The sequence below is a fragment of the Bradyrhizobium sp. 33ap4 genome (assembly GCF_032654765.1).
In the GTDB taxonomy this organism is placed as follows: Bacteria; Pseudomonadota; Alphaproteobacteria; order Rhizobiales; family Xanthobacteraceae; genus Bradyrhizobium; species Bradyrhizobium australafricanum.
Map to the genome: position 1 here is coordinate 54,043 of NZ_JAUMTJ010000001.1, position 13,847 is coordinate 67,889.

At 65.7% G+C, this 13,847-nt stretch carries 9 protein-coding genes; 2 read left to right on the top strand and 7 right to left on the bottom strand.

Going from position 1 to position 13,847, the window contains the following annotated elements; all coding sequences use genetic code 11:
• Position 1 precedes the first annotated feature (1 nt).
• Positions 2-1,951 carry an alpha-1,4-glucan--maltose-1-phosphate maltosyltransferase gene (locus Q2M23_RS00210; RefSeq protein WP_316393635.1) on the bottom strand — a complete coding sequence of 650 codons (1,950 nt, stop codon included), beginning with the start codon at positions 1,949-1,951 and terminating at the stop codon, positions 2-4.
• A gap of 203 nt (positions 1,952-2,154) precedes the next feature.
• Between Q2M23_RS00210 and malQ the strand changes: the two genes are divergently transcribed.
• Positions 2,155-4,107 carry a 4-alpha-glucanotransferase gene (gene malQ / locus Q2M23_RS00215; RefSeq protein ID WP_316393636.1) on the top strand — a complete coding sequence of 651 codons (1,953 nt, stop codon included), beginning with the start codon at positions 2,155-2,157 and terminating at the stop codon, positions 4,105-4,107.
• Positions 4,108-4,122: 15 nt separating this feature from the next.
• Positions 4,123-5,931, top strand: coding sequence for a glycoside hydrolase family 15 protein (locus Q2M23_RS00220; protein WP_316393637.1), 1,809 nt, complete (start codon positions 4,123-4,125; stop codon positions 5,929-5,931).
• 361 nt (positions 5,932-6,292) lie between these two features.
• Here Q2M23_RS00220 and Q2M23_RS00225 read toward each other — a convergent pair whose 3' ends face one another.
• From Q2M23_RS00225 to Q2M23_RS00250, 6 genes are read right to left on the bottom strand one after another with little or no spacing between them, the layout of a single operon-like run.
• Positions 6,293-7,096, bottom strand: coding sequence for an HAD family hydrolase (locus tag Q2M23_RS00225; RefSeq protein ID WP_092085690.1), 804 nt, complete (start codon positions 7,094-7,096; stop codon positions 6,293-6,295).
• Complete coding sequence (locus Q2M23_RS00230; RefSeq protein ID WP_233285885.1) at positions 7,093-7,581, bottom strand: gluconokinase; 489 nt, start codon at positions 7,579-7,581, stop codon at positions 7,093-7,095. The genes Q2M23_RS00225 and Q2M23_RS00230 overlap by 4 nt, the downstream gene beginning before the upstream one ends.
• Positions 7,582-7,609: 28 nt before the next feature.
• On the bottom strand, positions 7,610-8,362 hold the full coding sequence (gene pgl / locus Q2M23_RS00235; protein WP_316393639.1) for a 6-phosphogluconolactonase: 753 nt from the start codon (positions 8,360-8,362) through the stop codon (positions 7,610-7,612).
• 1 nt (position 8,363) lies between these two features.
• Positions 8,364-9,857: a glucose-6-phosphate dehydrogenase gene (gene zwf / locus Q2M23_RS00240; protein WP_316393640.1), complete on the bottom strand. Its 1,494-nt coding sequence runs from the start codon at positions 9,855-9,857 to the stop codon at positions 8,364-8,366.
• 20 nt (positions 9,858-9,877) lie between these two features.
• The gene (gene gnd, locus Q2M23_RS00245) at positions 9,878-10,861 is read right to left on the bottom strand and encodes a phosphogluconate dehydrogenase (NAD(+)-dependent, decarboxylating) (protein ID WP_057014889.1); all 984 of its coding nucleotides are present in this window, start codon (positions 10,859-10,861) and stop codon (positions 9,878-9,880) included.
• A gap of 12 nt (positions 10,862-10,873) precedes the next feature.
• Entirely contained in the window at positions 10,874-13,720 is a 2,847-nt protein-coding gene (locus tag Q2M23_RS00250) for a bifunctional transaldolase/phosoglucose isomerase (protein ID WP_316393641.1), read from the bottom strand.
• Between the last annotated feature and the right edge of the window lie 127 nt (positions 13,721-13,847).

Sequence of the window (13,847 nt, forward strand, 5' to 3'; positions counted from 1 at the left end):
TTCAGGCGACACAGCGCAGCAGCAACGCGGGATCGCGCGCAGGATCTATACGTAGACGGATGCCTCCCCATTCGAGCGCGTGGCGCTCTCCGGTGACAAGGTCTTCCACTGCCGAGACGGGGCGGCGGGCATCGCCACGGCCGACCATGACGTCGCCGAGCGGCAGCCAGACCTCACGCAACTCGGCTGATAATGCAATCGCGGCCGCGATCACATTGCCCTGATCGACGGCCTCCTTGATGAAGCCGATCACGCCACCGTCATCGACACTGATAAAGCGCAAATTGGCGAATTGTTGCAGGGCCGGATTGCCGCGTCTGATCCGGTTGAGAGCTGCGATATAGGGCTTGATGTTCCCCGGCTGCTCCCAGTTGCGAACCCTGATCTCGTACTTCTCGGAGTTGAGATATTCCTCGCGGCCGGGGACTGGCGTGTGCTCGAGCAATTCGAAGCCGCTGTAAATGCCATAGCTGCTTGAAAGCGTCGCGGCCAGCGCGAGACGCGACTTGAACATCCAGGATTCGCCGCTTTGCAGGTGGAAGGGCAGGATGTCCGGTGTGTTGACGAAGAAATTCGGCCGAAAGAAGTCACGCTCGGGATAGGAGGTCAACTCGCCGAGATATTGTTCGAGCTCGAAGCGCTGCGTCCGCCAGGTGAAATAGCTGTAGGACTGCGTGAAGCCGAGCTTGGCGAGGCCCTTCATCAGTTTCGGGCGCGCGAAGGTTTCCGCAAGGAACAGCACGTCCGCGTCGCGGTCCCGCACCTCGCCGATCAGCCACTCCCAGAACGCCAGCGGCTTGGTGTGCGGATTGTCGACCCGGAAGATCCTGACGCCCTGTTCGACCCAGAACAGCACGACGTCGCGCAGTGCGCGCCACAGGGCGCCGGCGTCTTCGGACCCGAAATCCGGGTTCACGATATCATCCCAGCGCTGCGGGGGATGCTCGGCGGTGCGCATCGATCCGTCCGGGCGCCGCTTGAACCACTCTGGATGTTCGTTCAGCCAGGGATGATCGGGGGAGCACTGCACGGCGAAATCGAGCGCGACCTCGAGGCCATGCGCCTGGCTTGCCGCCACGAAGGCGCGGAAGTCGTCGAGCGTGCCGAGTTCCGGATGCACGGCGTCGTGGCCGCCCTCGGCTGCGCCGATCGCATAGGGGCTGCCGGGATCGCCCGCCTGTGCGATCGCGGCATTGTTGCGGCCCTTGCGGTGCTGCCGGCCGATCGGGTGGATCGGCGCGAGCAGGACGACGTCAAAGCCCATCGCGGCGATGTCGGGAAGCCGCGCGATGCAGTCGTTGAAGGTTGCATGCATGCCCGGTGTCTTGCCCTGGCTGCGCGGAAACATCTGGTACCATGCGCCGCTGCGCGCCTGCGGGCGGTCCGCGGTCAGCGGGTAGAGCTGCGATCGCATCAGATCGCGCCGAAACTGGCTGCCGGCCATCGCCTCCCGCAATTCGGGCGCGAGCAGCGCACCTGGTTCGCCGGTCTGCAGAAAGATTTCGCACTGCCTGATGATGACGGCCGCCGCCGCCGGGCTGCCGGCCTGCGCCTGGGTCAGCATGCCCGCGCCTTCGAGCGCGTCCAGCGTGTGATCGCTGCCGTCGCGCGGCGTCTGCTCGAAACGATGCCGCCAGCTGGCGAACTCATCGGTCCAGGCCTCGATCGCGAAGGCGTAGCGGCCGGGCCGGTCGGGCACGAAAGCGCCGCCCCAGCGGTCGTCGCTGTGCGCCGTCATCGGCGCGACCTGCCATTCGCTGTCGCCCTCGCGCCGCCACACCAATGCCGCCGATATCACGTCATGTCCGGCACGGTAGATGTCGGCCCACACTTCGACAGGTTCGCCCACAATACGCTTGACCGGAAAGCGGCCGCCATCAACCGACGGATAGACATCGGTGATATGAAAAGTGCCATGGGCACTCTCGACAGGCCGGAGGGTTTTGTTCACGGTGATGCCGCCATTAAAAATGCAAATGACGTCCCGGCGCCGGGAAGGAGGCGCGCCAGACCCATATAGAAAGCCGCTCGCCGGGCAATGGTTCCCGGTGGGAACGCCGGATAGGGTAGAGCGTTGAACATCAACTATCCCTTTCCCGTATCTGTACAATTTAGCAACGATCCACCAACCGTTGCGAGCAGGCAGCGTGCCGAATGGACCTTTACGCCAAAGCCCAGACCCTGGGAATCCAGACCGAGTATATCGATGGCAGCGGTCACCGCCGTGTGACAACCCCCGAGGCGCTCACGGCGATCCTCGACGCGCTGCCGCCGCAGGCGCCCCGTCGGATCATTGCCGATCCCGTGGTGGTCAGAGGCGGCCAGGCTGCGCAAACGCAGTTCTCGGAGGCTGCCCGGCTTCCGGTGCAATGGAAGCTTGCGAATGGCACCGGGGTGCTCGCGCAGGGCGAGGCGCGTGAGCGCAGTGTGACGTGGCCGTCCGGTCTGCCCGAAGGCGTGCATCGGCTGCAACTGTCGGACGCATCGGGCGCCAGCGAGGAGCTGCCACTGCTGGTGGCGCCGCACGGCGCCTTCGGCGGCGAGTTCGACCGCTGCTGGGTGATCGCGGTGCAACTCTACGGCGTGCGGTCAGCGCGCAACTGGGGCATCGGTGACTTCACCGACCTGCAGCACCTGCTCGAATTCGCCCACCGGCTCGGCGCCGACGGCGTCGGGCTCAATCCGCTGCATGCGCTGTTCGACGATCGGCCCGGCGATTGCAGCCCGTACTCGCCGAACAGCCGGCTGTTCCTCAATGGGCTTTACATCGACGTCGAGCAGATTCCCGAATTCCGCGTCGATGCCGAGACCAAGGCCGCGCTGGCACCGCTCCGCAGCCACGACATGGTCGACTATGTCGGCGTCGCGGCGCAGAAATGGCCCGCGTTGCGCGCGGCGTTCGCGGCCTTCAAGGCCAACCCGGGCCTCGGCCGCTGGCAGGATTTCGAGGCCTATCGCAACGAGCAGGGCACGCTGCTGTCGCGCTTCGCCTGCTTCGAGGTGATGCGGCACAAATTCAACACGCCGTGGTGGGAATGGCCGGACGAATGGCGGCAGCCGAGCGACGCAGCTTGTGCAAAATTGCGCCGCTCGCGCGACTCTGCCGCCGAGGTCGAGTTCGTCGAATTCGTGCAATGGACCGCGGACCGTCAACTCGGCGCCTGCCAGGCGCTGGCGCACAAGCGCGGCATGCGGGTCGGGCTTTATCTCGACGTCGCCGTCGGCGTGCAGTCGGACGGGTTCGACGCCTGGAATGAGCAGATCGCGATCTCGCGCCATCTCGGCGTCGGCGCGCCGCCTGACCCGCTCAACACGGCGGGCCAGGACTGGGGGCTTGCCGGCTTCAACGCCGCGGGCCTTGAACAGCGCTCGTTCGAGCCGTTCAGGCAGATGCTGCGCGCCTCGATGCACCACGCCGGCGCAATCAGGCTCGACCACGCGTTCGGGCTGAAGCGGCTCTATCTGGTACCGCGCGGCTTCGGCCCGGCCAATGGCGCCTATGTGCTGATGCCGTTCGAGGCGCTGCTGGCGGCGACCGCGCAGGAGAGCGTGGCGAGCCGCTGCGTCGTGATCGGCGAGGACCTCGGCACCGTACCTCCCGGGTTCCGCGAGCAGATGAACGGCTGGGGCATCTGGTCCTATCTCGTGATGATGTTCGAGACCGACGACCAGGGCGTCTTCCGCAACGCCGACTACTATTTGCCGAATGCGCTGGTGACATTCAACACCCACGACCTCTCGACCTATGCGGGCTGGCGCTCGTTCAGCGACCTCAGGACCAAGCGTGCGCTCGGGATCGATCCCGGCGAGACCGACGAGGGGCGCTGGCACGCGCTCGGCCAGCTCGACGACGTGCTGCGCCGGCACGACATCCACGCGAACGATTTCTATTCGGTGGCGAGCTTCCTGGCACGGACGCGGTCGCGGATGATGGCGGTGTCGATGGAGGACCTGCTCGGCATTGTCGAGCAGCCGAACATCCCCGGCACCGTCTACGAGCATCCGAACTGGAAGCGGCGGCTCCCGGTCTCGATCGAGCATCTCGCGTCGGCGATCGACGTCGACGCCCTTAAGCGCGCGACCCGCGAGCGCTCGCACACCGGGTAACGCGGAGCGCGGCGCGTGGCCTCTCGTATCGAAGACTATGGACTGATCGGAGATTGCGAGACCGCCGCGCTGGTTGGCCGCGACGGCTCGATCGACTGGCTGTGTTGGCCGGCGTTCGATTCCGATCCCTGCTTCGCGGCGCTGCTTGGCACGTCGAGGAACGGTCGCTGGCTGCTGGCGCCCACAGGCGAGATCAAGCAGACCTCGCGGCGCTACTGGGACGATACGCTGATCCTGGAGACCCGGTTCGAGGTGGAAGGCGGCGCGGTCGCGCTGATCGACTTCATGCCGCCGCGCGGCAACGCCTCCGATGTGATCCGCCTCGTTCGCGGCGTCAGCGGCCGCGTCAAGATGCGCATGGAGCTGGTGATCCGCTTCGGCTTCGGCGTCGATGTCCCCTGGGTGCGGAAGAATCCGGATGGTGACGGGCTTCTGGCGATCAGCGGGCAGGACATGACCGTGCTGCGCACGCCGGTCGAAACCCGCGGCAAGGATCTGACCACGATCGCCGATTTCGAGATCGGCGAAGGCGACACCGTGCCGTTCGTCCTGACCTATGGACCGTCCTATCACCCGGTGCCGGAGGCGATCGACCCTGAGGCTGCGCTGAAGGACACCGAGGAATACTGGCGGGAATGGTGCAGCCGTTCGACCTATGACGGCAGCTATCAACGCGCCCTCGTGATGCGCTCGCTGATCACGCTGAAGGCGCTGACCTTCAGGCCGACCGGCGGCATCGTCGCGGCACCCACCACGTCGTTGCCGGAAAAGCTCGGCGGCGCGCGCAATTGGGACTACCGGTTCTGCTGGCTGCGCGACGCCACCTTTACGCTGCTGGCCCTGATGAACTCGGGCTACACCGAGGAAGCGGCGGCCTGGCACAACTGGCTGCTGCGGGCCGCAGCCGGCGCGCCGGCCAACATGCAGATCATGTACGGCATCCTGGGCCAACGACGCCTCCTGGAATGGGAGGCAGGGTGGCTGTCCGGCTATGAAGGGGCGCAGCCGGTACGCGCCGGCAACGCCGCGCATGCGCAACTTCAGCTCGACGTCTATGGCGAGCTGATCGACGCCTTCCATCAGTCCCGCATGGCCAAGCTGAAGCTCGACGAAGAGAACTGGTCGCTCGAATGCACCGTCGTCACCCATCTCGCCGATGTCTGGGATCAGCCGGATCACGGCATCTGGGAACGCCGTGGCACCCCCAGACACTACGTGTTCTCCAAGGTGATGTGCTGGGTCGCCTTCGACCGCGCCATCAAGAGCGCGGAGCGGTTCGGCTTCAAGGGGCCGCTGGTCAAATGGCGGGTGCTGCGCGAGGCCATTCATCGCGACGTCTGCCAACGCGGCTTCGATCCCGGCCTCAACAGTTTCGTCGAGAGCTATGGCTCAATGTTGCTCGACGCCAGCCTGCTGCTGCTGCCGTCGGTCGGCTTCCTGCCGTCGGGCGATCCGCGCATCCGCGGCACGATCGACGCGGTCGAACGGCACATGATGCGCGACGGCTTCGTGCTGCGGCACGATCCGCGCGAGGTGTCCGATGAGGTCCAGCCGATCGAGGGCGCGTTCCTGGCCTGCAGCCTGTGGCTAGCCGACGCTCATGTGCTGGCGGGAGATGTCGACAAGGCGCAGACCATGTTCGACCGCGTGGTGGCGGTCGCCAACGATCTCGGACTGTTGGCCGAGGAGTTCGATTCCGGCGCCGGCCGGCAGACCGGCAATTTCCCGCAGGCGCTGACCCATATCGCGTTGATCAACACCGCGCACAATCTCAGCGCCGCCAGGGCCGACGCCGAGAAGCCTGCGGTGCAGCGTTCGACTTAAACCACCGCGGCGATGCCGCCCTCCATCTTCCGCTTGCGGGACCGCCGCAGGTCCGCGCTGCCAAAATATCGAAAACAACCCCATGCAAAGGAGCCGGCAGCTGCCGGCACTGGACCAGGCAACTTGACACGTCGGGCAAATCAGGAATATATTTCCAATATTCCGAAATCGTGCGAGTGTGATCGGCCCGCCTCAAGGAACCGCGGATTGGTCGGGTGACAGATCTCGCCGTGACAAAGGGCCGCGTGATCAGCGTGACGCGATCACATGATCAATTTGGCTCGATTGCGATGTAGCGGACTGTAACGGCGATCACGCTGCGGCCCGCGCTCGATCACGCGTGGGCGATCGTCCGAATGCTTCAGCGAAGCTGCAACACCGTGTCCATCGCGCGTGCGAAACCGTCCTGCTCGTTGGATTCAGTGACATGGGTGGCGCGCGCCTTCACGTCATCGCTGGCATTGCCCATCGCGAAGGAGACGCCGCTTCGCGCGAACATCGGCAGATCGTTCTGCATGTCGCCGATCGTGGCGACGTTCTCCAGCGGCACGCCAAGGCGCTTCGCGATGCCCTCGACGAAGGTGCCCTTGTCGTGGCCAGGCGGGGTGACGTCGAGATAGTAGGTCTGCGAGCGGACCGCGGTGGCATCGCGGCCGACCATCTGCTGCATCTCCGCCTCGCAGCGTTGCAGCAGGGCCGCATCCGAGCTCGCGCCGACGATCTTGCAGGCCTGATCGAGATAGGGCGTGAAATCGCCGACGATGGTCGGATCATGCTTGATCGTGTGCTGCTCGTGGGCGGTGTACTCGCCGTCAGGATTGCGCGTCAGCCAGCGGTCGTTGGTGAACAGCCAGATGTCGACGTCGCGCTCGCGCAGCATGTCGATGCAGCGTTTTGCGACCGCGGCCGGGATCAAATGCTGCTCGAGGGGCTTGAGCTGCGGATCGACGATCGAAGAGCCGTTGAATGCGCCGATCGGCTGTGTGATCGCAAGCGGCGCAACCAGAAAGCCCATCCCGATCGTCGGCCGGCTGGAGACGATGGTGAAGCCGATGCCGGCCTCGTGCAGCCTGCGCACTGCCGCCCTGGCGCCGTCGGTCAAGGTCTTGTCCTTGGTGAGCAGCGTGCCGTCGACATCGGATACGACAAGGGCGATGCGGGTCATGTGCGGTCCAACTTCAGTTGATTGACGATGTCTTCGACGATGGTTTCGACCGGACGGTCGATCGCAACCGTGATCGGGCGTTCCTCCGGGGTCGGCGGCTCCAGCGTCTTGAACTGGCTGGCGAGCAGCCCCGGCGGCATGAAATGGCCCTTGCGCGCGCCGAGCCGCGTGGCGATCAGCTCCTGCGAGCCGTCGAGGAAGACGATGCGGATATCGTTGCGGCCATGCACCAGGATGTCGCGATAGGCGCGCTTCAGCGCGGAGCAGGCGATGACGGCGCGTTCGCGGACGCCGCAGGTGCGGTCGATCTCGTCGGCGATCGCGCGGAGCCAGGGCCAGCGATCCTCGTCGGTGAGCGGCTGGCCGGAATGCATTTTGGCGACATTGCTTGGTGGATGAAAACTGTCGCCGTCCTCGAAGCGCCAGCCGATCCTGATCGCCAGGCGGTCGGCGATGGTGCTCTTGCCCGAGCCGGAGACGCCCATCACGACCACTGCGCAGGGGTTTTGTCCGTCACCCACGAAAGTCCTCCGGCAGCGCGGCCTGATCGATCAGCCAGACGGTCTCGCCCAGCGATCGCGCGCGGTTTGCCGGCAGGTTCTCGCCTGCGAAGAGGCGCGTCAAGATCGCGCGCTTGTTCTCGCCCGCCACCTCGAACAGCATCTCGCGACAGGAGGCGAGGGCGGGCAGGGTCAGCGACACGCGCGGCACGAACGGCTCGACATTGGCCTTCGGCACGCCGACCACCCAGCGCTGGGTTTCCTCGACCGCGGGATAACCCGGAAACAGCGAGGCGGTATGGCCGTCGGGGCCGATGCCCATCAGCACCAGGTCGAACAGCGGCCGCTTCGGATCGAGCTGTTCGGCGCCGTAGAATGCCATCAGCTCGTTCTCGTACAGCGCCGCGCTGATGTCGGGATCCCTGAGATCGGCGGTGTCGGTCGCGATCGGATGGACATTCGCGGCCGGTGCACAGCGGTCGAGGAAGGCCTGGCGCGCCATGCTCATGTTGTGCAACTTGTCCTTGCGCGGCACAAGGCGCTCGTCGCCGATGAACCAGTCGATGCGGTCCCATGGAATCCTTTGGCGATAGTCCGGCGTCGCCAGCAGCTGATAGAGCGCCTTCGGGCTGGAGCCGCCGGTGAGGCACACCGCGATCCGGCCGCTGTTCTGGTCGATCCTGGCGATCACCCGCTCGGCGGCCGCCTGCGCCAGTGCCGCCGGATCGGCGACCGTGATGATCTGGCGCTCGCCGGTCGCGGTCATGTCAGCCCAGCTTCCGCCAGCTACGGCCGTCACGCGTCAGCAGCGCATTGGCGGCCTCCGGGCCTTCGCTGCCGGCCTTGTAGGGTTGCAGGCCACGGCCGCCGGCGCTCTTCCAGGCGTCGATGAAGGGCTGCACCGCCTGCCATCCGGCCTCGACGCTGTCGGCGCGCTGGAACAGCAGATTGTCGCCGATCATGCAGTCATAGATCAGCGTCTCGTAGCCGGTCGACGGCTCGGCCTTGAAGTAGTCCTTGTAGCGGAACTTCATCTCGACGCCGTCGATGTTGATGGTCGGGCCGGGTACCTTGGTGTTGAACTGCAGCTCGATGCCTTCGGTCGGCTCGGTGGAGATGACGAGGTAGTTCTGCGACAGGCGATCGACCGACGTGTCGCGGAACATCGCAAACGGCGCCTGCTTGAACTTGATCGCGATCTCCGTGCGCTTGGTGGTCAGCGCCTTGCCGGTGCGCAGGTAGAACGGCACGCCGGCCCAGCGCCAATTGTCGATGGTCAGCTTCAGCGCGGCATAGGTCTCGGTCGAGCTGTCGGGCCTGACGTCGGGCGTCTTGAGAAAGTCCTCGATCTCGGTGTCGCCGATCCGGCCGGCGCGATACTGGCCGCGCACCGAATTGTGCAGCGCCTCCTGTTCGCTCTGGGTCTGGATCGCGCTCAGCACCTCGGCCTTTTCGGAGCGCACCGCGTGGGCGTCGAACCGCGCCGGCGGCTCCATCGTCACCAGCGACAGCAGCTGGAACAGATGGTTCGGCACCATGTCGCGCAGCGCGCCGGTGGCGTCGTAGAAGCTGCCGCGATGACCGACGCCGAGCTTCTCGTCGACGGTGATCTGGATGTGGTCGATGTGGTTGCGATTCCAGATCGGCTCGAACATGCCGTTGGCGAAGCGCAGCACCAGGATGTTCTGGACGGTTTCCTTGCCGAGATAGTGATCGATCCGGTAGATCTGGTGCTCGTCCATCAGCTTCAGCAGCGCGGCATTCAGCGCCTTGGCCGACGCCAGATCGGTGCCGAACGGCTTTTCGACGATCAGCCGCCGCCAGGCGCCGTTCTCCTCCAGCATGCCGGTGCGTCCAAGCTGCTGGCTGATCGGGAGAAAGGCCCGCGGCGGGGTCGCGAGGTAGAACAGCCGGTTGCCACCGGTGCCGCGCGCCTGTTCGAGCTTCTCGAGCCGCTCGTTCATGGCATCGAAGGAGGGCGGATCGCTCGGGTCGGCCTCGATCGCGGTGACGCATTCAAACAGGCGTGTGACGATGGCCTCATCCAGCGGGCGCGTGGCGAACTTGCGTAGCCCTTGCATCAGGCTGTCCTTCATCTGGTCGCTCGACATGCCCTTGCGGGCGATGCCGACGACGCAGAATTTCTCCGGCAGCAGATTGCTGGCGGCAAGATTGTAGAGCGCCGGGATGACAAGCCGATGTGTCAGATCACCGGTGGCGCCGAAGATGATGAAGGAGCAAGGGTCTGGTTTCTTCTGCACGTGACCTTCCGCGGTTCGCTTTAAGTTTTCTTCGGCGGCTCCTTGTGGCCGCCAAAGCCTGCGCGCATCGCCGAGAGGATCTTCTCCGCGAAGGTGTGATCCTTGCGCGAGCGGAAGCGCGTATAGAGCGCCGCCGTCAGCACCTCGGCCGGCACGGCCTCGTCGACCGCGGCATTGACTGTCCAGCGGCCTTCGCCGGAATCCTCGACAAAGCCGGAATAATTGTCGAGCGTGTGGTTCTGCGCCAGCGCCGATGCCGTGAGGTCGAGCAGCCAGGACGGGATCACGCTGCCGCGCCGCCAGACTTCGGCGATGTCGGCGATGTCGAGGTCGAAGCGATGCTCGGCCGGCAGCGCCTCGATATTGGCGTTCTTCAGGATGTCGAAGCCTTCGGCATAGGCCTGCATCAGGCCGTATTCGATGCCGTTGTGGATCATCTTGACGAAATGCCCGGCGCCGATCGGGCCGGCGTGAATGTAGCCCTGTTCGATGCGCGGATCGCGGCCCTCGCGGCCGGAGGTGCGAGGAATGTCGCCGATCCCGGGCGCCAGCGTCTTGAAGATCGGGTCGAGCCGGTCGACCACTTTCTTGTCGCCGCCGATCATCATGCAGTAGCCGCGCTCGATGCCCCAGATGCCGCCGCTGGTGCCGACATCGACGTAATGCAGCCCGCGCTCCCTGAGCGCCTTGCCGCGGCGGACGTCATCCTGCCAGAAGGTGTTGCCGCCATCGATGATGACGTCGCCTGGCTGCATCAGCTTCGACAGCGCCTCGATGGTGGCTTCGGTGATCTTGCCGGCCGGCAGCATCACCCAGGCGGTGCGCGGCGCCTCCAGCTTGAGGACGAAATCCTCCAGCGATGAGGACCCGATCGCATTGTCGGCGACGAGCGCCGCGACGGCCTTCGGATCCTTGTCGTAGACCACGGTGGTGTGGCCCTGGGTCATCAGGCGGCGGACGATGTTGCCGCCCATCCGCCCGAGGCCGATCATGCCGAGTTGCATCCCTCGCCTCCGTCAGTTCAGTGCAGCCGAGATCGCGGCATCGAGCGCCGCGAGCCCGGAGCTGAGATCGCCCTTGAGATGCACGCGCAGCGCCCGCCGGCCGCGCTCGGTGAGCACGTCGAAATCGCCGCGCGCCTGTGCCGCCTTGATCACGCCGAAGCTCGCCTTCTGGCCGGGCACCGGCAGGTCCGCCGTATCGTCGGTCGTGACCTGCAGGAACACACCGCTGTCGGGCCCGCCCTTGTAGGCCTGCCCGGTCGAATGCAGGAAGCGGGGACCGAACTCGGCGCAGGTCGCAAGGTGCCTTGCGTCGCGCACCTTCAGCCGCATCGCCTGCATGGCGTCGATGGTGTCGCCATCGCGCTCGATATAGGCGAGCAGGGCGACATAGTCGCCGCGGCCGGAGCGCGCGAGGTGCGCCTTGATCCAGGAGTCGAGATCGCCGTTCGCACCGGCCTTGCGCAGCTCCTCGGCGTTCTGCGCGTCGGTGTAGAGATCGACCCCGTCCGCCGACACCACCGGCTGTTCGGCCGGCAGCGACCCGGTCTTCTCGAACGCTGCCGTCAGTTCGCGGGTCTTGACCTTGGCGGCTTCGACGTCGGGCTGGTTGAACGGGTTGATGCCGAGGATCGAGCCGGCGACCGCGGTCGCGATCTCGAAGCGGAAGAACTCCTGGCCGATATGGTCGATCGACTTCATCACGATCCGAACCACGGGATGGCCGGCGGCCTCGAGCGCCGCGAGCTTGGCCTCATGCGCGGCATCGTTCTCGCCATCGGTGCGCAGATCGATGAAGAACCGGTCGTTGCCGTAGACCGCGGCGTCGCCGATCGTCTCGCCCTCGATCGGGATCAGGCCCTTGCCGTCCTTGCCGGTCGATTCCGCGATCAGCTGCTCGGCCCAGGCGCCGAAATCGGCAACGTCCGGCGAGGCGAAGATCGTCACCTTGTCGCGGCCTTCGAGCCCCGCGATGCCCATCGCGAGCCCGAGCTGCACGCCCGGGTTCTCCTGCGGCGGCACGTCGGCACCGCAAGAGCGCACCATCGCGAGCGTATGGCCGAGCAGGCTGCGGACGTCGATGCCGGCAGCGGCCGCCGGCACCAGACCGAACGGCGACAGCACGGAATAGCGGCCGCCGATCGCGGGGTCGCCGTAAAAGATGCGGGCAAAGCCTTGCTTGATCGCGACCTTCTGCAGCGATGAGCCCGGATCGGTCACCGCGATGAAGCGGTGGCCGGCCTTGTCCTTGCCGATCGCCTTCGCCACCCGATCGAAGAAATAGTCCTTCATCACGTTCGGCTCGGTGGTGCCGCCGGATTTGGAGGAGACGATGAACAGCGTCCTTGCGATGTCGACATACTCCTCCATCGCGCGCACCTGCGCCGGATCGGTGGAATCGAGCACGTGCAGCCGCGGGAAACCGGACCGGTGCGGGAAGGTCTGGGCCAGGACCTCCGGCCCGAGGCTCGACCCGCCCATGCCGAGCACGACGGCATCGGTGAAGTTCTGCCCCTTCACGCGCCGGGCGAAGTCCTCATAGTCGGCGACATCAGCGGTGGCCGCGCTGGTGAGCCAGCCCAGCCATTTGTCCTCGTCGTCGCCGGTCCAGACCGATTTGTCCTTGTGCCAGAGCCTTCGGATCCGGGCGGAGGCGCGCCATTCCTCGGTGCTCTTCTCGACCGCCTTCTCGATGGTGGCGCCGAGCGCGAGCTTCTGGCGGTCGATGCCGCCGCCGAGCGAGGTGGCGCGCTTGTGGGCGACCGCGCCGTAGAGCTTGTCGGCCGCGTCGGCGAACAGCTTGACGCCGTCCTTGACCAGTTCCTCGGTAATCGCATCAAGCGAGATGCCGGACTTCTCCAGCTCCTCCAGCACGTGGCGGGCGTCCTCGACATTCTCCTCGAGGCTGTCGCGGACCTTGCCGTGGTCGCGGAAGGCATCGAGCGTTGCCGGCGGCACGGTGTTGACGGTGTCGGGGCCGATCAGCTCCTCGACATAGAGCACGTCGCTATAGTCCTTGTTCTTGGTGCCGGTCGACGCCCACAACAGCCGCTGCGGCTTGGCGCCCTTGGCCGCCAGCTTGTCCCAGCGGCTGCCTGCGAACAGGTGCTTGTAGTCCTGGTAGGCGAGCTTGGCATTGGCGATTGCGACCTTGCCCTTCAAGGCCGCGAGCCGCTCCTTTTCGTGCGGATCGTTGGCCTTGGCGATCTTCTCGTCGAGCTGCTTGTCGACGGCGGTGTCGATGCGGCTGACGAAGAAGCTCGCGACGCTCGCGACATGGGAGGGATCGCCGCCCTTGCCGACGTATTTCTCCAGGCCCTTGAGATAAGCCTCGGCGACCTGGCGATAGACCTTCTGCGAGAACAGCAGCGTGATGTTGATGCTGATGCCTTCGCCGATCAGGTACTCGATCGCCGGCAGGCCCTCGGGCGTCGCCGGTACCTTGACCATCAGGTTCTTGCGGTGGACGTCCTTCCAGAGCCGTTCGGCTTCCGCGATCGTGCCCTTGGTGTCCATCGCGAGATAGGGCGACACCTCGAGGCTGACGAAGCCGTCGCCGCCGTGGCTCTGGTCGTAGACCGGGCGCAGCACGTCGGCGGCGTGCTGGATGTCCTCGACCGCGAGGTGCTCGAACAGGTCGGCGACCGAGCGGTCGCCGTTCTTGAGGGCCTTGCCGATCGCCCCGTCATATTCGTCCGAGCTGCCGATCGCCTTCTCGAAGATCGAGGGGTTGGACGTCACGCCTTTGACGCCGTCGGTCTCGATCAGCCGCTTCAGGTCGCCGTCGGCGACGAAGCCGCGGGCGAGGAAGTCCAGCCAGACGGCCTGGCGGTGATTTTCGAGTGCTTTGACGGGGTTCATGGGTGCCTGTTCTCGTTCGATCGAGGGTCGATTTTTGGGTTCCCGGGCAGCTTTCGGGGGCGGAGGGGGATTGTCAACATGGCGGGAGCCCCGGGCGGAATATCAGCGTTTCCAAGGGATAACGCCA

Coding starts and splice junctions, on each gene's coding strand:
- Q2M23_RS00225 (WP_092085690.1), bottom strand. CDS start 7,096: ATGACCCGCATCGCCCTTGTCGTATCCGATGTCGACGGCACGCTGCTC.
- Q2M23_RS00230 (WP_233285885.1), bottom strand. CDS start 7,581: ATGGGCGTCTCCGGCTCGGGCAAGAGCACCATCGCCGACCGCCTGGCG.
- gnd (WP_057014889.1), bottom strand. CDS start 10,861: ATGCAACTCGGCATGATCGGCCTCGGGCGGATGGGCGGCAACATCGTC.
- pgl (WP_316393639.1), bottom strand. CDS start 8,362: ATGACCGCGACCGGCGAGCGCCAGATCATCACGGTCGCCGATCCGGCG.
- malQ (WP_316393636.1), top strand. CDS start 2,155: ATGGACCTTTACGCCAAAGCCCAGACCCTGGGAATCCAGACCGAGTAT.
- Q2M23_RS00250 (WP_316393641.1), bottom strand. CDS start 13,720: ATGAACCCCGTCAAAGCACTCGAAAATCACCGCCAGGCCGTCTGGCTG.